The following is a 19,990-nucleotide window of genomic DNA, read 5'->3' on the forward strand; positions in this document are numbered from 1 at the left end:
CCGGGGATTCGAACCACCGGGACGGCGCCCTGACTTGAGGGTCGCGGACCTACGGGAAGGTCAGCTTCCAGCCGTTGATGTAGCCGGTGTCCTGGGCCGCGTTGTCCTGGACCCGCAACTGCCAGGTCCCGTTGGCGACCTCGGACGATGCGTTCACCGTGTACGTGGTGTCGAGGTTGTCGGTGCTGCCGCCGGTGCCGTACGCCTTCAGCGTGTACGCCGTGCCGTCGGGGGCGATCAGCTGCACCCGGAGGTCACCGATGTAGGTGTGCACGATGTCGACCGCGACCGCGAGGTTGGAGGGCGCGTTGCCCGTACGCCCTGAGACGGTGATAGGCGAATTGACCGCCCCCCCGTTGTCCGGAATCGATACGTCGGTGGTCGACTCGAACGAGGTGCCGCCACCGCCGCCACCGCCGGGACGCGAGCCGACCGCCACGCCCGCCCAGGCGTTCGCCACGGCCGTGTACTCGGCGCTCGTCGTGCCGTACAGCTCACCCGCCGCCGCGAGGGTGCCGGTGCGGGCGCCCGCGTAGTTGGTCGTGGTCGTGAACTTCGTGGTCAGGGCGCGGAACCAGATCTTCTCCGCCTTGTCCCGGCCGATGCCGGTGACCGGGAGCCCGTCCGAGGTCGGGGAGTTGTAGGTGACACCGTTGATGGTCTTGGTGCCGCTGCCCTCCGACAGGAGGTAGAAGAAGTGGTTCGCGGGGCCGGACGAGTAGTGGACGTCCACCGACCCGATCCCCGAGTACCAACTGTCCTTCGACGCGCCGTCCTTGCTCGGCTTGTCCATGTAACGCAGCGGCGTGCCGTCGCCGTTGATGTCGATCTCCTCGCCGATGAGGTAATCACCGATGTCGGCGGAGTTGTTGGCGTAGAACTCGACGGCCGTGCCGAAGATGTCGGAGGTCGCCTCGTTCAGCCCGCCGGACTCGCCCGAGTAGTTGAGCCCCGCGGTGTTCGACGTGACGCCGTGGGTCATCTCGTGGCCGGCCACGTCGATCGCCGTCAGCGGGTGGGTGTTGCCCGACCCGTCGCCGTACGTCATGCAGAAGCAGCTGTCCGACCAGAACGCGTTGACGTAGTTGTTGCCGTAGTGGACCCGGGAGTACGCGCCCACCCCGTCGCCGCGGATACCCGAACGCCCCTGCACGTTCTTGTAGTAGTCCCACGTGAGCGCGGCACCGTAGTGCGCGTCCGCGCCGGCCGTCTCGGCGTTGGAGGAGCTGCCGTTGCCCCAGACGTCGTCGGGGCCCGAGAAGAGGGTGCCGGTGCCGGAGGTGCCGCGGTTGAGGTTGTACGTCTTGTGGCCGCCGCGCGCCCCGTCGGTGAGGTTGTACGTCGACCCGGACTGGGTGGTGCCGAGGGTGACCGTGCCGCTGTACGTGGTGTTGCCGGTGCCGGTCTCGACGCCCTGGTACTCGTAGAGCTTCGCGCCGGTCGCCGCGTCCGTGACGACGTGCAGCTCGTTCGGAGTGCCGTCCTCCTGGAGGCCGCCGACGACCGTCTCGTACGCCAGGGTCGGGGTGCCGCTGCCGGCCCAGATCACCTTGCGCGGGGCTCGGTTGGTGTCGGCCTTGTCGGCGCCGGCTGCCTTCGCGAGCGTGAGCGCCTGCTTCTCGGCCTTGGCGGCGGGCAGGGCCGCAGTCGTGGTGGCCGGCTTGATGGCCTTGGCGGTCGCCTTGACGACACCCTCGGTCGCACCGGACTTCGCCGTCTCCACGACGAGGTCGCCGCCGAGGACGGGCAGACCGTCGTAGGTGCGCTCGTAGCGGGTGTGGAGCGTGCCGTTGCCGTCCTTGACGACGTCACGGACGACCAGCTTCTCCTTGGCGCCGAGGCCGAGGTCCTTGGCGGTGTCCGCCTTGGTGGCGTTCGCCTCGCGTATCAGCTCGGCGCGCTGGGCGGGGGTGAGCTTGAGGGACTCGGCGCCCGGGATCACCTTGCCCGCGGCCGACGGTGCCTTCGCCGGGGCTGCGGTGGCGGCGCCCGACTGGACAGCCGCGGCGATCAGGGCGGACACACCGACGAGGGCCACGGCGGCGGCCTTGCGGTGCAGGGTGTGGGGGGTGCGTCTGTGGGAGGACCTGTCTCTCAACACTGACTCCTTCTGCGCGGCCGCGGATCACGCGGCCAGGGGAGACCGGACGGTGGGTCGACCGTCCGGGCGGTACGCGGAACGAGGTGCAGGCGGCCGAGGATCGGAACACAGCGAGACATCTGTGAGGTTGCTGTGAGGCGGCCGTGGGAAGAGTGGCACCGGAAAGCCCGTACTGTCAGGAGCGCGTCAGGAAGTTGGCCAAAAACGGTTCGTTGTCCGGTAGTTCATGTTCGATATACGGTCCCGTGGGATCAGCTCCCGCCCGGCCCTCCGTGCCACGACCCCCACAGCGCCGCGTACGCCCCGTCCGCCGCCACCAGCTCCTCATGCGTGCCGAGCTCGGTCAGCCTGCCGTTCTCCATCACCGCCACCCGGTCCGCGTCGTGCGCGGTGTGCAGCCGGTGCGCGATGGCGATGACCGTGCGCCCTGCGAGTACGGCGCCCAGGGCACGCTCGGTGTGCCGCGCGGTCGTGGGATCGAGGAGCGCGGTCGCCTCGTCGAGGATCAGGGTGTGCGGGTCCGCCAGCACCACCCGGGCCAGGGCCAGTTGCTGCGCCTGCGAGCCGTCCGCACGGTGACCGTCCTGGCCGAGCGCCGTGTCGAGCCCCTCGGGCAGCTCCCGCACCCAGCCCTCGGCCCCCACGGCGGTCAGGGCGGCCCACAACTCCTCGTCCCCGGCACCGGGTTCGGCGATGAGGAGGTTGTCGCGGACCGTGCCCAGGAAGACGTGGTGCTCCTGGGTGACCAGGACGACCTGGCGGCGCAGCTGCTCGGGGCCCAGGCCCACGACGGGGACCCCGCCGACGGTCACCGATCCGGAAGTCGGCGCGTCGACGCCCGCGAGGAGCCTGCTCAGGGTGGTCTTCCCGGCGCCGGACGGGCCGACCACCGCGAGCCGTTCACCGGGGCGCACGGTCAGGTCGACGCCATGCAGGACCTCGCCGCCGCGGCCGTAGGAGTAGCGCACGCCGGTCACGTCGATGCGGTCGTCGGCAGGGACGGGGGAGTCCTCGGAGTCGGCCCGCGGGGCCGCGGCGAGACCCTCGACGCGGGCGAACGAGGCGCCACTGGACTGGAGTTGCTCGACCCGTACGAGGATCTGGTCGAGCGGAGTGACCAGTTGCTGCAGATACAGGGCGGCCGCCACGACCGAGCCCAGGCTCATCAGGCCCCGCGCGTGCAGCATTCCGCCGACCAGGAGCACACCGGCCACGGGCAGGATGTAGGCCACCTCCACCACCGGGAAGAACACACTGCGCAGGTAGAGGGTGTACAGCCGGGTGCGGCGGGACGTGTCCAGGGCCTCCCGGCTCGCCCGGACGCGCCGCTCCTCGAGGCGCAGCGCCTCGACCGTGCGGGCGCCGGACGCGGTGGCCGCGAGGATCTCGGCGACGTCGGAGGTGGCCTCGCCCTCGGCCAGATAGCCGTCCCTGGCCCGGCGCAGATACCAGCGCAGGACGAACCAGATGGGCAGCAGACCGAACACGCCGACCGCGCCGAGCAGCGGGTCCAGGACGAACACCGCGGCGAGCAGGAACACGAACTGCACCGAGTTGATGAGCAGTTCGGGGCCCGCGTCGCGGAGCGTGGTGCCGACGGTGGCGACATCGGCGGTGCCGCGGGCGGTCAGGTCACCGGTGCCGGCGCGTTCCACGACGGAGGCCGGCAGCGCGAGCGTACGGTCCACGAACTCCTCGCGGACCCGGGCCAGAGTGCGTTCGCCGAAGCGGTGGCCGACATAGCGGGCCCAGCGGGCCAGCAGGAGCTGGGTGCCCGCGCACCCCACGAGGACGAGGGAGAGCCGGTCCACCGCGCCCACGCCCTCACCTGCGCGCACCTCGTCGATGATCCGGCCGAGCAGCCACGGACCGGCGAGGCCGGTGACGGCGGCGAGCGCGTTCAGGGCGAGGACGGCGGTGAAGGCGCGGGCGTCCTCGCGGATCAGCCGGGCGGACGCGCGCCGCACGGTGGCCTGATCGGCGACCGGCAGATGGCCTCTGCTCACTTCATGACCTCCACGTCCCGGGCGACCAGGGCGCGGTATCCCGGTTCCGTCGCGAGCAGTTGCTGATGGGTGCCGGTCGCCGCGAGTTTGCCGTCGACCAGGTACAGGACCGTGTCGGCGTGGTCGAGGACGAGGGGCGAGGTGGTGGTGACGGCCGTGGTGCGGCCTTTACGGGCCTCGCGCAGGCGCTCGGCCACGAGGGCTTCCGTGTGGGCGTCCAGGGCGGAGGTGGGTTCGGTGGCGAGCAGGACCTGCGGGTCGGCGAGCAGGGCCCTCACCAGCCGGACCCGTTGGCGCTGACCGCCCGAGAGGTTGCGGGCCTGGGCGTCGATCGGTGAGTCGAGGCCGTCCGGGAGGCCTTGGACGATGTCGTCCGCCACGGCCGCGTGCAGGGCGGCCGCGGGGTCGCGGTCCCCATCCATGATCACCTCGCGAAGGGTGCCCGCGAACAGGTCCGCCTCGTGGTCCGCCATCAGGATGTGCTCTCTGATGTGGGGCAACCGGATCTCGTCGAGGGGGACTCCGGCCCAGGTCGCCTGCGACGGCGTGTAGCGGGCCACCCGGTCCAGCACGGCCGCCGTGTCCGCGGGGTGGGCCGAGGCCAGCGCCGTGAGGCGGCCCGGGAGGATGCGTACGCCCGACTCCGGGTCGTGCAGCACCGACGGCTCCGCCGGTGCGTCCCGCGTGCCCCGGTCCTCCAGCGGCTCCAGGCGCAGGAAGGCGACGACCCTCCGCGCCGCCACCACGCCCCGGCTCAGTTGGTACCCGCACTCCACCCAGAACGCCACCGGCCCCACCAGGACCGCGACATAGCCGTACACCGCCACCAACTCGCCCACGGTGATGTCCCCCTGGGCGGCCAGGCGGGCCGCGAGCCAGGTGACGACGGCGAGGAACAGGGTGGGCAGGCCCACGCCGAGGGCCTGGACCCAGCTGGTGACCGCGCCGACCCGGTAGCCCTGCGCCTGCAGGTGCCGGCTGTCGCGGTGGAAGGCCTCGGCGACCAGGCCCTTGCCACCCAGGCCGTTGAGGACCTGCAGACCGCCCGCGAGGTCGGCTATACGGGCGGTGAGGACACCCTGGCGGTCGCGGTACTCCCTCTCGGCACCTTGGAGGCGGGACAGGAAGGGGCCCACCAGGAGGACGATCGCCGGGATGCCGAGGAGGACCACGGTCGCGAGGACCGGGGAGACCGAGACCAGCAGGGCGGCGACCGTCAGATAGGCGACACAGGCTCCGACGCCCGGGCCGACGACGGTCAGGGCGCCCGCGATCGTCTGCACGTCGCCCACCCCGATCGTGACGACCTCACCGGCCCCGGTGCGGCGGGAGAGTGCGGCGCCGAGGCGGACCGCCTGCCCGACGACCACCTTGACGGTGCGGAAGTTGGCGTCCATCCGTACCCGGGTCATCGTGCGGTGCCGCATGATGCTCAGCCAGGCGTTGAACGAACCGACCACGAACAGCGCGCAGCTCCAGCCGGCCAGCGCCGCCCAGTTCCCCGGCTCCAGCCCCTCGTCGATCGCCTTCGCCATCAGATACGGCGTCGCCGCCAGCAGCACCATCCAGGTGCTGCCCAGCAGCGCCCCGGCCACCGACCGCCCCGGCTGGCAGCGCACCAGCCACCACAGATACCGCCAGCCGCCCCGGACATCGGGCGTACCCGGGTCCTCGTACGCGTCGATCACACGTCCCCCTGGTCGCTCACGCCAGACTGTCCCGCCACGCCCGGTGCAGATCCGCGAACCGGCCCGTGCCCGCGACGAGTTCGGCCGGTGTGCCGTCCTCGACGATCCTGCCGTGCTCCATGACCAGCACCCGGTCGGCGATCGCCACGGTCGACAGCCGGTGCGCGATCACCACGGCCGTACGGCCCTTGAGGACCGTCGCCATCGCCCGCTGCACCGCCCGCTCGCCCGGGATGTCGAGGGAACTGGTCGCCTCGTCCAGGATCAGCACCGCCGGATCGGCGAGCAACGCCCGCGCGAACGCCACGAGTTGACGCTGACCCGCCGAGATGCGGCCGCCGCGCTTGCGTACGTCCGTGTCATACCCGTCGGGCAGCGCGCTGATGAAGTCGTGCGCGCCGATCGCCTTCGCCGCCTGCTCGATCTCCTCGCGGGTGGCGTCCGGCCTGCCGATCGCGATGTTCTCGGCGACCGTGCCGGAGAACAGGAACGCCTCCTGCGTCACCATGACCACCCCGCGCCGCAGTTCGGGCACGGCCAGCTCGCGCAGGTCCACGCCGTCCAGGAGGACGCGGCCCTGCGAGGGGTCGTAGAAACGGGCGAGGAGTTTGGCGAGCGTCGACTTCCCGGCGCCGGTCGAGCCGACCACCGCGACGGTCTGTCCGGCGGGGAGCGTGAGGTCGAAGCGGGGCAGCACCTCGCCGCCGGTGCGGTAGGCGAACGAGACCCCCTCGAAGACGACCTCACGGCCGGGGCGGTCCGCGGATTCCAGTGCCGGCAGCTGCCTGGGCGTCGAGGGCTCGGGCACGGTCGGGGTCTGGGCGAGCAGGCCCGCGATCTTCTCCAGGGAGGCCGCCGCCGACTGGTAGGAGTTCAGGAACATCCCGAGCCGGTCGATCGGGTCGTACAGCCGCCGCAGATACAGCACCGCAGCCGCCAGTACACCCAGCTCCAGCGAGTCCTGCGCCACCCGGTAGGCACCCCACAGCACGATCCCGGCCACGGCCGTGTTGGCGACCAGCCGGGACCCGACGACATAGCGGGCCATCTCCAGGAGCGCGTCGCCGTTGACCCGCTCGTGCCGCTTGTTCAGTACGGCGAACTCGGCGTCGTTGGCCGCTTCGCGACGGAACGCCCGCACCGGCCGGATGCCGTTCATCGTCTCCACGAACTTCACGATCACGGTGGCGATCGCGGTCGACCGCTTCCGGTACACCCGGCCCGCGCGCTGCCGGTAGACCCGCACCAGCAGGTACAGCGGCACGAACGACGCCACCGCGACCGCGCCGAGCCCGAGGTCCAGCCAGAGCAGCAGGGCGGAGATGTAGAGGAAGGACAGGATGACGGTGACGAGCTCCTGAAGCCCCTCGTTGAGCAGTTCGCGCAACGACTCCACGTCCGTCGTCGAGCGGGAGATCAGCCGGCCCGAGGTGTAGCGCTCGTGGAAGTCGATGCTCAGCGCCTGCGCATGGCGGAAGATCCGGCCGCGCAGGTCGAGCAGCACGTCCTGGTTGACGCGCGCGGAGGCCAGGATGAACGCGTACTGGAGCCCGCCGGAGGCCAGCGAGCACAGCAGATAGCCGGCGCCGACCGCGATCAGCGGACCGTTGTCGTGGTCCCGGAACGCGGGCACCGCGCGGTCGATGGCGTACGCCACCAGCAGCGGACCCGCCTGCACGGCCGCCTGCTGGAGCAGCAGCAGGAACGTGGTGAGGGTGACACGCGCCCGCATCGGGGCGAGCAGGGAGCGCAGCAGGAGGGAGGTGGCGCGCGGGGGAGTGGGCAGGACGTCGTGGTCGAAGGCGTCCACCGCGTCCTCGCGGCGGCTCGCTTCCGGCTCGTCGTCCGCCGTGGGGGCGTTGGTGGTGGGGGCCGTCATCGGTCGTCCTCCGCTTCCCCGGTACCGGACATGAGGTGGGCGTACTCGGCGTTCGTGCGCAGCAGTTCGTGGTGGGTGCCCACGGCGGTGATACGGCCGTCGGACAGCAGCGCGACCCGGTCGGCGAGCAGCACCGTCGAGGGGCGGTGGGCCACGATGAGGGCGGTGGTGTCTGCCAGTACGTCTCGGAGCGCCGCCTCGACGGCGGCCTCGGTGTGCACGTCCAGCGCGGACAGGGGGTCGTCGAGGACGAGGAACCGGGGCTTGCCGACCACGGCCCGCGCGAGGGCGAGGCGCTGGCGCTGGCCGCCGGAGAGGCTGAGGCCCTGCTCGCCGACCCGGGTGTCGGTGCCGTGGGGGAGGGCGTGCGCGAAGTCGGCCTGCGCCACGGCGAGGGCGCGGTCCAGTTCCTGTTCGTCCATGCCCAGCAGGACGTTGTCCTTGACGCTGGCCGAGAAGAGGGTGGGCTCCTCGAAGGCGACGGCGACGAGGGCGCGCAGCGTTTCCCTCGGCATCGCGGTGATGTCCTCGCCGTCCAGGGTGATGTGGCCGGATGTCACCTCGTGGAGGCGGGGGACGAGGGCGGTGAGGGTCGTCTTGCCGCTGCCCGTCGTGCCGACCAGGGCCATGGATTCGCCGGGGCGGATGTGGAGGTCGATGAGGTCGAGGATGGGTGGGGAGTCCTCGGGGGCGTCGGGGTAGCGGAACCGGACGTTTCGGAACCGGAGGCCATCGTTGTCGGCTGACGGCCGGTGGGGGCTGGTCGCGCCGTTCCCCGCGCCCCTTGAGTAGGTTTCCTGCTCCGGTGCTTCATCGATCACCTCGAAATAGCGCTCCGTCGCCGTCACCGCCTCCTGGGTCATCGCCAGGAGGAAGCCGATGGACTCCACCGGCCACCTGAGCGCGAGTGCCGTCGACAGGAAGGCCACCAACGTGCCCGCCGACAAGTCCCCGTCGGCCACCTGCACGCAGCCCAGAACCAGCGCGGCCCCGATGGCCACCTCGGGCAGGGTGGTGATCACGCCCCAGATCGTGGCCAGCAGCCGCGCCTTGTGCAGCTCGGTTCCCCGCAGCTTCCCGGTCAGCTCGCGGAACGCCCGCGCCTGCGACCGGTGTCGTCCGAACCCCTTGATGATGCGGATGCCGAGCACGCTCTCCTCGACGACCGTCGTGAGGTCGCCGACCTGGTCCTGGGCGAGCCGCGCCACCCGGTGGTACCGCTTCTCGAAGACCACGCACGTGATCATCACGGGGATGGCCGGACCCAGGATCACCAGCCCCAGCGTCCAGTCCTGGAGCAGCATGATGGTCACGCCGACGATGATCGTCACCGCGTTGACCAGCAGGAAGGTCAGCGGGAAGGCCAGGAACATCCGCAGGAGCATGAGGTCGGTGGTGGCCCGGGACAGCAGCTGGCCGGACGCCCAGCGGTCGTGGAAGGCCACCGGGAGGCGCTGGAGGTGCCGGTACAGTCCCGCCCGCATCTCCGCCTCCACGTGGGAGAGCGGTCTCGCCACCAGCCACCGCCGCAGCCCGAACAGCAGTGCTTCCGCGAACCCGAGCAGGAGCAGGTACAGCGCCCCGCGCCATACGCCCGCCGTGTCCCCGTCGGCGACCGGGCCGTCCACCATCCACTTCAGGACGAGCGGGATCACCAGCCCCGTGCAGGAGGCGAGGATCGCCACGACCGCGGCGGTCAACAGCCGCGCGCGGACCGGGCGGACGTACGGCCACAGGCGCAGCAGGGACCTCACGGCCGATCGGTTCTTGGTGGTTGCATGTGTGAGGGACATCAACAGCGAGCCTACGGATCGGCACTGACAACGCCCACCTGGTTTTGGCCGGACCTGGATCGGCCGCTGGTCCTACGACCTGCATGTTCGAGGGGTCGTACGGCCGCATCCACCGATCGGTTGATGCCGGGTCGAGCGCGACGGGCGATGTGGCGGCGGGGTCCGGCCCGGGACGCTGGGGCCATGTCCGTCATCGAAGTCAGCGAACTGCGCAAGTCCTACGGCGGCCGGGCCGTCGTCGACGGTGTCTCCTTCGCCGTCGAGGAGGGCGAGATTTTTGGAATTCTTGGCCCGAACGGCGCCGGCAAGACCACCACCGTCGAGTGCGTCGAGGGTCTGCGCACTCCCGACGCGGGCCGCGTCCGGGTCACCGGCCTCGACCCCGTCGCCGACCACGCGCGGGTGGCCCGCGTCCTCGGCGCCCAGCTCCAGGAGAGCGAACTCCAGGCCAAGCTCACCGTCCGTGAGGCCCTGGAGCTGTACACCGCGTTCCACGACAAGCCGCTCGACTGGCGGCCCCTCGCCGAGCGCCTGGGGCTCGCCCAGAAGCTCACCACCGGGTTCGGCAAGCTCTCCGGCGGCCAGAAGCAGCGCCTGTTCATCGCGCTCGCCCTCGTCGGCAACCCCCGGGTCGTCGTCCTCGACGAGCTGACCACCGGCCTCGATCCGCGCGCCCGCCGCGACACCTGGGAACTCATCGAGGACGTCCGCGCGAACGGCGTCACCGTCCTGCTCGTCACCCACTTCATGGAGGAGGCGCAGCGGCTCTGCGACCGGATCGCCGTGATCGACAAGGGCCGGGTCGCCGCCCTGGACACCCCGGCCGGGCTCATCCGGCGCTCGGCGGGCGCCACCGTCATCACCTTCACGCCGTCCGCCCCGCTCGACGCGCACGAGCTCAACGCGCTGCCCGCCCTCGCCTCGATCGAGGACCGGGACGGCCACCTCACCCTGTCCGGCACCGACGAGACGGTGAACGCCGTGATCACCCTGCTCGCCCGCCGGCACGTCACCGCCCCCCAGCTCCGCGTCGTCGACGCCACCCTCGACGACGCGTTCCTCGACCTGACCCAGGAGGCCACGGCATGAACACCGCCGTACTGCGGACCGAGGTCCGTCTCTTCCGCCGCGAACCCGGCGCGCTCTTCTGGATCCTGCTGTTCCCGACCCTGCTCCTGGTGATCCTCGGCTCGATCCCGTCCTTCCGGGACCACGACCCCGACCTCGGCGGCCTCAGGACCGTCGACGTCTACGTCCCGGTGGCCGTGCTCCTCGGCCTGATCGTCGGCGGTCTGCAGTCCATGCCCCAGACCCTCACCGGCTACCGCGAGCGCGGCATCCTGCGCCGCATGGCCACGACCCCCGTCCGGCCGTCCGCCCTGCTCACCGCGCAGATGACCGTCTACGGCGGTGCCGCCCTGGCGTCCGCGCTGCTCGCCCTCCTCGTCGGACGGTTCGCCTTCGCCGTACGGCTGCCCGAGCAACTCGCCGGATATCTGCTGGCGCTGGTCCTGGCCGTGCTGGTCGCCCTCGCGCTCGGCGCGGTCATCTCCGCCCTGTCCCGCACGACGAAGGTCGCCGGCGCCATCGGGTCGGCCGTGTTCTTCCCGTCGATGTTCTGCGCGGGCGTGTGGGCGCCGGTGCAGACCATGCCGGACCTCCTCGCCCGGATCGTCGGGTACACGCCGTTCGGCGCGGCCGCCGAGGCACTGAACCGGGCCGCGGCCGGCGACTGGCCGGGCTGGACCCACCTGGGCGTCCTCGTCGCATGGACGGTGCTGCTCACGGCCGCCGCGTCGCGCTGGTTCCGCTGGGAGTGAGGAACAGGCCGTGCAGACTGGGCAGATGAACGCGTCGGACGCCAGGATCGACCGGTACTGGGAGCGGCTGCACGTCTGGGGGCCGTACGGACTGCTCGGGACGGGCCTCGTCCTCGCGGTCGTCTCCGCGGGAATCATGGACGGCCCCGTCGACTGGTATCTCGTCGGGGCCCTGGTCGGCGCCGCGATCCTGCTCCAGACGTGGTGGCACGGCACCCGGCACCGCCGCGTCCGCCGCGGCCGCAGCCCCTCCCCGGCCGGGACCGTCTACTACTCCGCCCGCTGGGCGATCGCCTTTCTCCTCACCTGGCTCAACCCGTTCTTCGCGTTCTTCGCGGCCAGCGGCTACATGGACGCCGACGAGCTGATCCCGGGCCGGTGGCGGCGGCTCGGACTGTTCGCCAGCGCGGTCACCGTGGCGGGCGCGCAGGCCGGCGGGCTGATGCCGGAAAGCACCGCCCAGTGGCTCGGGTTCGCCGCGCTCCTGGCCGCCAACTTCGGCCTCCAGTCGGTGGTCGCCCACATCACCGAGCAGGAGGAGCAGCGCTCCCGCGAGCGCACCTCGACGATCGAGGCCCTGCAACAGGCGCTCGACGAGAACGCCGCCCTTCACGCCCAACTCCTCGTCCAGGCACGGGAAGCGGGCGTCGCCGACGAACGCCGGCGGCTCGCCGCCGAGATCCACGACACCCTCGCCCAGGGACTGACCGGGATCATCGCCCAGCTCCAGGTCGTCGCGAACACACCCGACGAGAACCAGGCGCGCGCACACGTCCACCGGGCGATGGACCTCGCCCGCCACAGCCTCGGCGAGGCGCGCCGCTCGGTGCACAACCTCGCCCCGGTCGCCCTGGACGACGCCGGGCTCCCCGAAGCCCTGAAGCAGACGGTCACCGACTGGGGCGAACGCACCGGTGTGCGCGCCGAGTTCACCGCCACCGGCACCGCGCAGCAGCTCCACGAGGAGATCGCGGCCACCCTGCTGCGCATCGCCCAGGAGGCCCTCTCCAACGCCTCCCGGCACGCCCGGGCCGGCCGCCTCGGCGTCACCCTGACCTTCCTGGGCGACCAGGTCATCCTCGACATCCGCGACGACGGCGTCGGCTTCGACCCGCTCGCCCTGCCCGCCCGCACCCGCACCGGAGGCTTCGGACTCGACGGCATGCGGGCCCGCGCCGAACGCGTCGCGGGCTCCCTCACCGTCGAGTCCGAACCGGGCCACGGCACCGCGCTGTCGGCTCGCGTACCGTTGGTCCGCCATGACCGGTGACATCTCGGTGCTGATCGTCGACGACCATCCCGTCGTACGGGACGGTCTGCGCGGCATGTTCGCGTCCGCGCCCGGATTCGCCGTCCTCGGCGAGGCGTCCAACGGCGTCGAGGCCGTCGAGCGGGCCGCCGCGCTCGACCCCGACGTGATCCTGATGGACCTGCGGATGCCGGGCGGCGGCGGGGTGGACGCCATCCGCGAGCTGACCCGCGCCCGGACCCGCGCGAAGGTCCTCGTCCTGACGACGTACGACACGGACTCCGACACCCTGCCCGCCATCGAGGCGGGAGCGACCGGCTACCTCCTCAAGGACGCCCCGCGCGACGAACTGTTCACCGCCGTGCGGGCCGCGGCGCAGGGCCGCACGGTGCTCTCCCCGGCCGTGGCGTCCCGACTGGTCTCGGCGGTCCGCGCCCCCAGGACCCCCGGCAACGAGCCCCTGTCCGCCCGGGAGCGCGAGGTGCTGGCCCTGGTCGCCAGGGGCACGTCCAACCGCGAGATCGCCCGTGAACTGTTCATCAGCGAGGCGACCGTGAAGACCCACCTCACCCACCTGTACGCCAAGCTGGCCGTCAAGGACCGCGCGGCGGCGGTCGCCGCGGCGTACGAGCGGGGGATCCTCGGCTAAGCGGGATACGGCAGCAGCCCGGCGGCCGTCCTCTCCCATGCGGCCTTCAGTTCCGCGAGCAACTCCGGCGCGTCCGGGGCCAGGTCGGCCTGTTCGCGCAGGTCCGCGCCGAGGTCGTAGAGGTGGTCCTGGCCGGCCGCGTCCTGGTAGTACTTCCAGCGTCCGCGCCTGAGCGCCCGGTTGGCCCTGACCCGCCAGAACAGGTCCCGTTCCGGCAGCTGTTCGTTCCGCAGCAGGTACCCGGCCAGGCTCCTGCCGTCCAGCGGGTACGCCGGGTCGGGGCGGGCGCCGGCCAGCTCCAGGAAGGTCGCCGTCCAGTCGGGGGAGAAGTTCGGCTCGTGGCTGACCTGGTTGCCGTCGATGCGGTGCGGCCAGCGCACGATCGTCGGGACACGGACGCCGCCCTCCAACAAGGAGGCCTTCTCGCCGCTCAGTGGCCACAGGTACGACCAGCGCTCGCCGCCGTTGTCGCTGGCGAAGTACACCAGCGTGTGCTCCTCCTGCCCGGAGCGGCGCAGCGCGGCGAGCACCTCGCCGACGGCCGCGTCCAGGCTTTCGACCATCTCGGTGTACTTCGCGACCGAGCCACCGTCGTCGTGCAGGAGCGCGGCGGTCACCTCGGCCTGGCTGCCGGCGCTGCGGATCTTCTCCGCGATCTCGGCACCCGTCTCCTCGTCGCCCTCCGCGAGCCACGGCCAGTGCGGGGTGGTGAAGTTGAGGTTGAGCAGCCACGGCCTGTCATGGTCGCGGCTCACGTACTCCACGGCCCGCTCGGTCAGGACCTGCGTGTAGTAGCGCAGGTCCTTGTACTCGGCGTCGCCCTCGTAGAGGTCGTAGTCACCGAGCTGCCCGAGCTTGGAGAAGTACTCCAGGACGCCGCCGTGGTTGCCGAAGAACTCGTCCCAACCCGACTTGGTCGGGCTGTAGTCGGGCAGCCAGCCGCAGTGCCACTTGCCGATGAGCGCGGTGGCGTAACCGGCCTGCTTCAGCAGCGAGGCCAGCGTCGGGTGGTTGGGGTCGAGCCCCTGCGCCCTGTTGGCGATCGGTTCGGCGAGGCCGCCCTTCGTACGGCCCGGATACCGCCCGGTGTACAGACTGAACCGCGTCGGCGAGCAGGTCGCCGACCCCGAGTAGGCGTCGGTGAACCGCACCCCCTGCCGGGCCAGCCGGTCCAGGTTCGGCGTTTTGATGTGCGGGGCGCCGTACGAGGAGAGGTCGGCCCAGCCGAGGTCGTCGCCGAGGATGACCAGAAGGTTGGGCCGCTTTCCGGACCCGGAGGCGGCACGGGCCCTGAACGGGCGCTCGGCGGGGGCGGCTTCAGCGGCAGTGGCCGTACCGGCGACGGCGGTCACGGCGCCGCCGCCGACGAGACCACCGAAGGCACGGCGGGATATCTCGGGCATGCGACCGAGTCTGATCAGCGGGCCGGTGCAATGGCCAGGGATCGAGCCGGGAGTTAATGCACCCGCAACAACAGCACCGCCCGCGCCGGAATCGTGATCGACGTCCCCGCCCGGTGCACCACCCCCGGCGCCTCCCCCTGTTCCTCCCTCGACGTGTCGACGACCACCTCGTACCGCTCCGCCCACGGCGGCCCCGGCAGCAGGAAGGGCGCCGGGCGGTCGCCGGCGTGCAGGACGGCGAGGAAGCTGTCGTCGACGATCGGGGCGCCGCGTTCGTCCCGGCCGGGGATGTCCCGCCCCGACAGATACATGCCGAGCGTGGCGGCCGGCGCGTACCAGTCCCGTTCCGTCATCTCCGTGCCGCGGGCCGTGAACCAGGCCAGGTCCCGCAGCCCGTCCGCCGAGTGCGCCAGGCCCGAGAAGAACGCCCGGCGCCTGAGCACCGGATGCCGGTGACGCAGGTCGATCAGGCGGGCGGTGAGGTCGAACAGGGCCTTCCAGCCGGGGTCCTCCAGCAGCCCCCAGTCCACCCAGCTGATCTCGTTGTCCTGGCAGTAGGCGTTGTTGTTGCCGCGCTGGGTGCGGCCCAGCTCGTCGCCCGCGACCAGCATCGGCACACCCGTCGACAGCAGGAGGGTGGTCAGCAGGTTCCTCAACTGCCGCCGCCTGAGGGCCCGTACGCGCTCGTCGTCCGTCTCCCCCTCCGTCCCGCAGTTCCACGCCCGGTTGTCGTCCGTGCCGTCCCGGTTGCCCTCGCCGTTCGCCTCGTTGTGCTTCCTCTCGTACGACACCAGGTCCCGCAGGGTGAAACCGTCGTGCGCGGTGATGAAGTTGACCGAGGCGTACGGCCGCCGCCCGCCCCACGCGTACAGGTCGCTGGAGCCGGACAGCCGGTAGCCGAGGTCCCGTACGTCCGGCAGCGCGCCCCGCCAGAAGTCGCGCACGGCGTTGCGATAGCGGTCGTTCCACTCCGTCCACAGAGGCGGGAAGGCGCCCACCTGGTAGCCCCCGGAACCCACGTCCCACGGCTCGGCGATCAGCTTCACGCGCCGAAGCACCGGGTCCTGGGCGATGACCGCGAGGAAGGGGGACAGCATGTCGACGTCGTGCATGGAACGGGCCAGCGCGGCGGCCAGGTCGAAGCGGAAGCCGTCCACGCCCATCTCCGTCACCCAGTAGCGCAGGGAGTCGGTGATGAGCCGCAGCACATGCGGCTGGACCACGTGCAGGGTGTTGCCGCAGCCCGTGTAGTCCGCGTAGCGCCGGGCGTCGGACTGCAACCTGTAGTACCCGCGGTTGTCGATGCCCTTCAGGGACAGCGTGGGGCCCAGCTCGCCCGCCTCCGCCGTGTGGTTGTAGACCACGTCGAGGATGACCTCGATCCCGGCGGCGTGCAGCGCGCGCACCATGCGCTTGAACTCGCCGACCTGCTGGCCCGTCGTACCGGAGGCGGCATAGGTGGCGTGGGGCGCGAAGTAGCCGATGGAGTTGTAGCCCCAGTAGTTCTTGAGACCGCGCCGCAGCAGATGGTCCTCGTGGGCGAACTGGTGGACGGGGAGCAGCTCCACGGCCGTGACGCCGAGTTTCACGAGGTGCTCGATCGCGGCCGGGTGCGCCAGCCCGGCGTACGTCCCGCGCAGTTCCTCGGGAATGCCGGGGTGCAGCGCGGTGAACCCCCGCACATGCACCTCGTAGATCACCGAGTCGGCCCACGGGGTCTTCGGGCGGCGGTCCTCGGCCCAGTCGTCGTCATCGTGGACGACCACGCCCTTCGGGACGTACGGCGCCGAGTCCCGGTCGTCCCGTACGGTGTCCGCGACCTGCTGCTGGGGCCAGTCGCGGACATGGCCGTACACCTCGGGCGGCAGGCTGAAGTCGCCGTCCACCGCGCGGGCGTACGGGTCGAGGAGCAGCTTGGCCGGGTTCCAGCGGCCGCCGGTCCACGGGTCCCAGCGGCCGTGCACCCGGAAGCCGTAGCGCTGGCCGGGCATGACGCCGGGGACGAAGCCGTGCCAGATCTCGTGGGTCAGCTCGGTCAGCCGGGCCCGGGTCTCCTTGCCGTCCGCGTCGAACAGACACAGCTCCACCGACTCGGCGCCGCCCGCCCACAGCGCGAAGTTGGTTCCCGCGACCCCGTCCGGGCCGACCCGGAACCGGGCGCCCAGCGGGGTCGGCGCACCGGGCCACACCGGCACGGGCGGTACCCCCCGCCGCTCGCCGTTCACCAGCGCGGCGGGGCGCTCCTCGGCGGCTTCCGTCACCGCCTCCTGCTCGGCTGCGCTGGACACCGGTCGGCCTCCCACGGCTCGTGGAACGAGGTGGAAAGGAGCGCACGGCGTCCCAGCCGCGGCACCCCTCACGTCGTTCTCCCCACTGTTCTGCCCAACCCGCGCCTCGCACTCACGTTTCCCTGGACGGGGTGGTGGTCGGACTTTACGGGGCGTTTTCTCGTAGGGGTGGGTCGCACCGACGTTTCTCCTGGGTGGCCCCGGTCGTTGGGGTTCCCGTGAGGCATGGACATGGGCGCGCTCGGCGCGCAGGGGCCGCTCTGGCCGCCGTAGTGACATGGGCGGGACTGCTGGCCGGGGCCGTCGGTTGCACGGCGGGCGGGGACGGCGGGATCGGGGGTGTCGGTGGGTTCGGGAAGCCGCCCGCACCCGAGGACGTGATCAGGGTCGTACCCGACGACGGCACCAAGGGCGTGCCGCCCGAGGAGCGGCTGCGGGTCCGGGTGCCCAGCGGCCGCCTGGAGTCGGTCACCGTCGTCAAGTCCCAGGACGCGCAGGACTTCCCGGTGCCCGGACACATCTCCGACGACGGCCTGCGCTGGGAGCCCGACGAGGCACAGCTGGCGCTGGCCGCCGAGTACACCGTCGACGCGGTCGCCCTCGACGCCCGCGGCCGCCGCTCGGCCCGGCACACCACCTTCACCACCTACGTCCCCGAGGAGCGCTTCGTCGGGTACGTCAGCCCGGAGAACCGCTCCACCGTCGGCACCGGGATGATCGTCTCCCTGGAGTTCAACCGGGAGATCGAGGACCGCGCCGCCGTCGAACGCGCCGTACACGTCACCTCGAAGCCGCCCGTCGAGATCCGCCCGCACTGGTTCGGCCACGGCCGCCTCGACTTCCGCCCCGAGCATTACTGGACGCCGGGCACCCGCGTGACGGTCGCGCTGCGACTGCGTGATGTGGAGGGCGCGTCCGGCGTCTACGGCCTGCAGGACCGGACCTTCTCCTTCACCGTCGGCCGCAGCCAGGTCTCCCTCGTCGACGCGGCCCGGCACACCATGCAGGTCAGACGGGACGGCGAACTGCTCGCCACCGTGCCGATCACCGCCGGCGCCCCGAAGACGACCACCTACAACGGCAAGATGGTCGTCACCGAGATGCTCGAAGTGACCCGCATGAACAGCCGCACGGTCGGCTTCGGCGGCGAGTACGACATCCCGGACGTCCCGCACGCCCTGCGGCTGACCGACTCCGGCACCTTCCTGCACGGCAACTACTGGGCACCCACCGCCCCCGGCAGGGTCAATGTCAGCCACGGCTGCGTGGGCCTCAGGGACGTGAAGGGCGGCAGTTCGGACACGCCCGCGGGCTGGTTCTTCGACCGCAGCCTCGTCGGAGACGTCGTCGAGGTCGTCCACAGCAATGACAAAAAGGTCGCTCCCGACAATGGCCTCGGGGGATGGAATATGGGCTGGAAGGAGTGGAAGGCGGGCAGCGCGGTGAAGTAACCGGGCAGGGGGCGGCCCGGCCCGACTCTCCCTCGGAGTTGGGACGGAATGGTGACCTTGGACTTACACGATGCTCAAAAGTCTGCGGTTAATATTCGCCGACGCGTCGGTAGAACGCGTAGGGGAGCGGGCCTGACCAGGCCCTTCGAGGGGAGAAACACTTGAACGTGCGACCGATATCGGGGGCGTCGGTTGACGCGCGGGGGCGCGGGGCCAAGGGATTGTCGGCGCTGGTACTCGGCGTTCTTCTGCTGGGCGTCACCGCCTGCGGCGGGGGGGATTCCGGTTCCGGTGACTCCAAGGCCGAGAAGGGCAACGCGTCCGCCACCGGGACCAAGCAGTCCGAGGCGGTCGTCTCGATCACCCCGAAGGACGGGGCGAAGTCCGTCGACACCAGCGGTGCCCTGAAAGTCGGCGCCGCCAAGGGCAAGTTGACCGAGGTGCAGGTCAAGGACGCCAAGGGCACCGCGATAGCCGGGAAGATAGCCGCTGACGGCGCCTCCTGGACGCCGTCCACCCATCTCGCCTCCGGCACCAAGTACTCGGTGCACGCCGTCGCGAAGGACGCCGAGGGCCGCACGGCCGCCGAGGACTCCAGCTTCACCACCCTGACCCCGAAGAACACCTTCATCGGCACGTTCACGCCCGAGGACGGCTCGACGGTCGGTGTGGGAATGCCGTTCTCCGTCCGCTTCACCCGGGGTATCACCAGCCCCGAGGACGTCGAGAAGGCCATCACGATCAAGACCTCGCCGGCCGTCGACGTCGAGGGCCACTGGTTCGGCAACGACCGCCTGGACTTCCGTCCCGAGAAGTACTGGAAGGAAGGCACCAAGGTCACCGTCGACCTCAACCTCAACGGGGTCGAGGGCCGCGACGGCGTCTACGGCGAGCAGAACAAGACCGTCTCCTTCACCATCGGCCGCGACCAGGTCTCCGTCGTCGACGCCGAGAAGCACACGATGAAGATCACCCAGGACGGCCGGACCATCAAGACCCTCAAGGTCACCACCGGCAAGCCCGGCTACGACACCTGGAACGGCCAGATGGTCATCAGCGAGAAGCTCGCGGTGACCCGGATGAACGGCGAAACGGTCGGCTACGGCGGCGAGTACGACATCAAGGACGTCCCGCACGCCGCCCGCCTCACCGACTCCGGCACCTTCATCCACGGCAACTACTGGGGCGGCGACGCCTTCGGCAACTACAACGCCAGCCACGGCTGCGTGGGCCTGCGTGACGTCAAGGGCGGTTACGACAGCGGTGTACCGGCCGCCTGGTTCTTCAACCACTCGATGATCGGCGACGTGGTCGTGGTCAAGAACTCCGACGACGCGACGGTCGCACCGGGGAACGGCCTCAACGGCTGGAACATGTCGTGGGAGAAGTGGAAGGCGTGAGCGGCGGCTTCTGAAGCACGACTTGCGCGGTCCCGGTGTGGGGTATGGCACCGGGATCGTTGCCGTTGGTCGCCGTGCTGTGTCTGTCTGGGGGCAACCCCCAGACCCCCGGCCGGATGTGAGCGACCGCACCGGGCCGGTCACCGTTGGTCGCCGTGCTGTGTCGGCCTGGGGGCAACCCCCAGACCCCCGGCCGGATGTGAGCGACCGCACCGGGCCGGTCACCGTTGGTCGCCGTGCTGTGTCGGCCTGGGGGCAACCCC

13 protein-coding genes are annotated in these 19,990 nt (G+C 71.3%); 6 read left to right on the forward strand and 7 right to left on the reverse strand.

Annotated features, from left to right (window positions below; genetic code table 11):
- Window positions 1-49: 49 nt before the first annotated feature.
- From ACZ39I_RS15180 to ACZ39I_RS15200, 5 genes are all read right to left on the reverse strand, one after another.
- Window positions 50-2,098, reverse strand: a complete 2,049-nt coding sequence (locus ACZ39I_RS15180) for a M4 family metallopeptidase (RefSeq protein ID WP_467244859.1) — start codon at window positions 2,096-2,098, stop codon at window positions 50-52.
- A gap of 254 nt (window positions 2,099-2,352) precedes the next feature.
- The gene (locus tag ACZ39I_RS15185; RefSeq protein ID WP_467244860.1) at window positions 2,353-4,107 is read right to left on the reverse strand and encodes an ABC transporter ATP-binding protein; all 1,755 of its coding nucleotides are present in this window, start codon (window positions 4,105-4,107) and stop codon (window positions 2,353-2,355) included.
- A complete protein-coding gene (locus ACZ39I_RS15190) occupies window positions 4,104-5,795 on the reverse strand; it encodes an ABC transporter transmembrane domain-containing protein (RefSeq protein WP_467244861.1) in 1,692 nt (563 codons plus the stop codon). Before ACZ39I_RS15190 ends, ACZ39I_RS15185 begins: the two co-directional genes overlap by 4 nt.
- A gap of 16 nt (window positions 5,796-5,811) precedes the next feature.
- A complete protein-coding gene (locus tag ACZ39I_RS15195) occupies window positions 5,812-7,674 on the reverse strand; it encodes an ABC transporter ATP-binding protein (protein WP_467244862.1) in 1,863 nt (620 codons plus the stop codon).
- Window positions 7,671-9,467 (reverse strand): ABC transporter ATP-binding protein, encoded by a 1,797-nt coding sequence (locus ACZ39I_RS15200; RefSeq protein ID WP_467244864.1) that lies wholly within the window; start codon window positions 9,465-9,467, stop codon window positions 7,671-7,673. The genes ACZ39I_RS15195 and ACZ39I_RS15200 overlap by 4 nt, the downstream gene beginning before the upstream one ends.
- Window positions 9,468-9,650: 183 nt before the next feature.
- Here ACZ39I_RS15200 and ACZ39I_RS15205 point away from each other — a divergent pair, with 183 nt between their 5' ends.
- Genes ACZ39I_RS15205 through ACZ39I_RS15220 form a run of 4 tightly spaced genes read left to right on the forward strand, consistent with a single transcriptional unit; the run spans window position 9,651 to window position 13,185 of the window.
- Window positions 9,651-10,556 (forward strand): ABC transporter ATP-binding protein, encoded by a 906-nt coding sequence (locus ACZ39I_RS15205; RefSeq protein WP_467244865.1) that lies wholly within the window; start codon window positions 9,651-9,653, stop codon window positions 10,554-10,556.
- Entirely contained in the window at window positions 10,553-11,287 is a 735-nt protein-coding gene (locus ACZ39I_RS15210; RefSeq protein WP_467244867.1) for an ABC transporter permease, read from the forward strand. Before ACZ39I_RS15205 ends, ACZ39I_RS15210 begins: the two co-directional genes overlap by 4 nt.
- Window positions 11,288-11,312: 25 nt before the next feature.
- The gene (locus ACZ39I_RS15215; RefSeq protein ID WP_467245122.1) at window positions 11,313-12,557 is read left to right on the forward strand and encodes a sensor histidine kinase; all 1,245 of its coding nucleotides are present in this window, start codon (window positions 11,313-11,315) and stop codon (window positions 12,555-12,557) included.
- On the forward strand, window positions 12,547-13,185 hold the full coding sequence (locus ACZ39I_RS15220) for a response regulator (RefSeq protein ID WP_467244868.1): 639 nt from the start codon (window positions 12,547-12,549) through the stop codon (window positions 13,183-13,185). Before ACZ39I_RS15215 ends, ACZ39I_RS15220 begins: the two co-directional genes overlap by 11 nt.
- Here the strand turns inward: ACZ39I_RS15220 and ACZ39I_RS15225 are convergent.
- A complete protein-coding gene (locus tag ACZ39I_RS15225; RefSeq protein ID WP_467244869.1) occupies window positions 13,182-14,588 on the reverse strand; it encodes a sulfatase family protein in 1,407 nt (468 codons plus the stop codon). The two genes, ACZ39I_RS15220 and ACZ39I_RS15225, sit on opposite strands and share 4 nt — an antisense overlap.
- Before the next feature lie 53 nt (window positions 14,589-14,641).
- Entirely contained in the window at window positions 14,642-16,876 is a 2,235-nt protein-coding gene (gene glgX / locus ACZ39I_RS15230; protein WP_467244870.1) for a glycogen debranching protein GlgX, read from the reverse strand.
- Between the two features lie 218 nt (window positions 16,877-17,094).
- Between glgX and ACZ39I_RS15235 the strand changes: the two genes are divergently transcribed.
- Complete coding sequence (locus tag ACZ39I_RS15235) at window positions 17,095-18,327, forward strand: L,D-transpeptidase (protein ID WP_467244871.1); 1,233 nt, start codon at window positions 17,095-17,097, stop codon at window positions 18,325-18,327.
- A 161-nt stretch (window positions 18,328-18,488) separates the two neighbouring features.
- Window positions 18,489-19,727 carry a L,D-transpeptidase gene (locus tag ACZ39I_RS15240; RefSeq protein WP_467244872.1) on the forward strand — a complete coding sequence of 413 codons (1,239 nt, stop codon included), beginning with the start codon at window positions 18,489-18,491 and terminating at the stop codon, window positions 19,725-19,727.
- Window positions 19,728-19,990: the final 263 nt, after the last annotated feature.

The organism is Streptomyces sp. NPDC024687 (assembly GCF_055559055.1).

Coding starts and splice junctions, on each gene's coding strand:
- ACZ39I_RS15210 (WP_467244867.1), top strand. CDS start 10,553: ATGAACACCGCCGTACTGCGGACCGAGGTCCGTCTCTTCCGCCGCGAA.
- ACZ39I_RS15205 (WP_467244865.1), top strand. CDS start 9,651: ATGTCCGTCATCGAAGTCAGCGAACTGCGCAAGTCCTACGGCGGCCGG.
- ACZ39I_RS15225 (WP_467244869.1), bottom strand. CDS start 14,588: ATGCCCGAGATATCCCGCCGTGCCTTCGGTGGTCTCGTCGGCGGCGGC.
- ACZ39I_RS15215 (WP_467245122.1), top strand. CDS start 11,313: ATGAACGCGTCGGACGCCAGGATCGACCGGTACTGGGAGCGGCTGCAC.
- ACZ39I_RS15200 (WP_467244864.1), bottom strand. CDS start 9,467: ATGTCCCTCACACATGCAACCACCAAGAACCGATCGGCCGTGAGGTCC.
- ACZ39I_RS15220 (WP_467244868.1), top strand. CDS start 12,547: ATGACCGGTGACATCTCGGTGCTGATCGTCGACGACCATCCCGTCGTA.
- ACZ39I_RS15195 (WP_467244862.1), bottom strand. CDS start 7,674: ATGACGGCCCCCACCACCAACGCCCCCACGGCGGACGACGAGCCGGAA.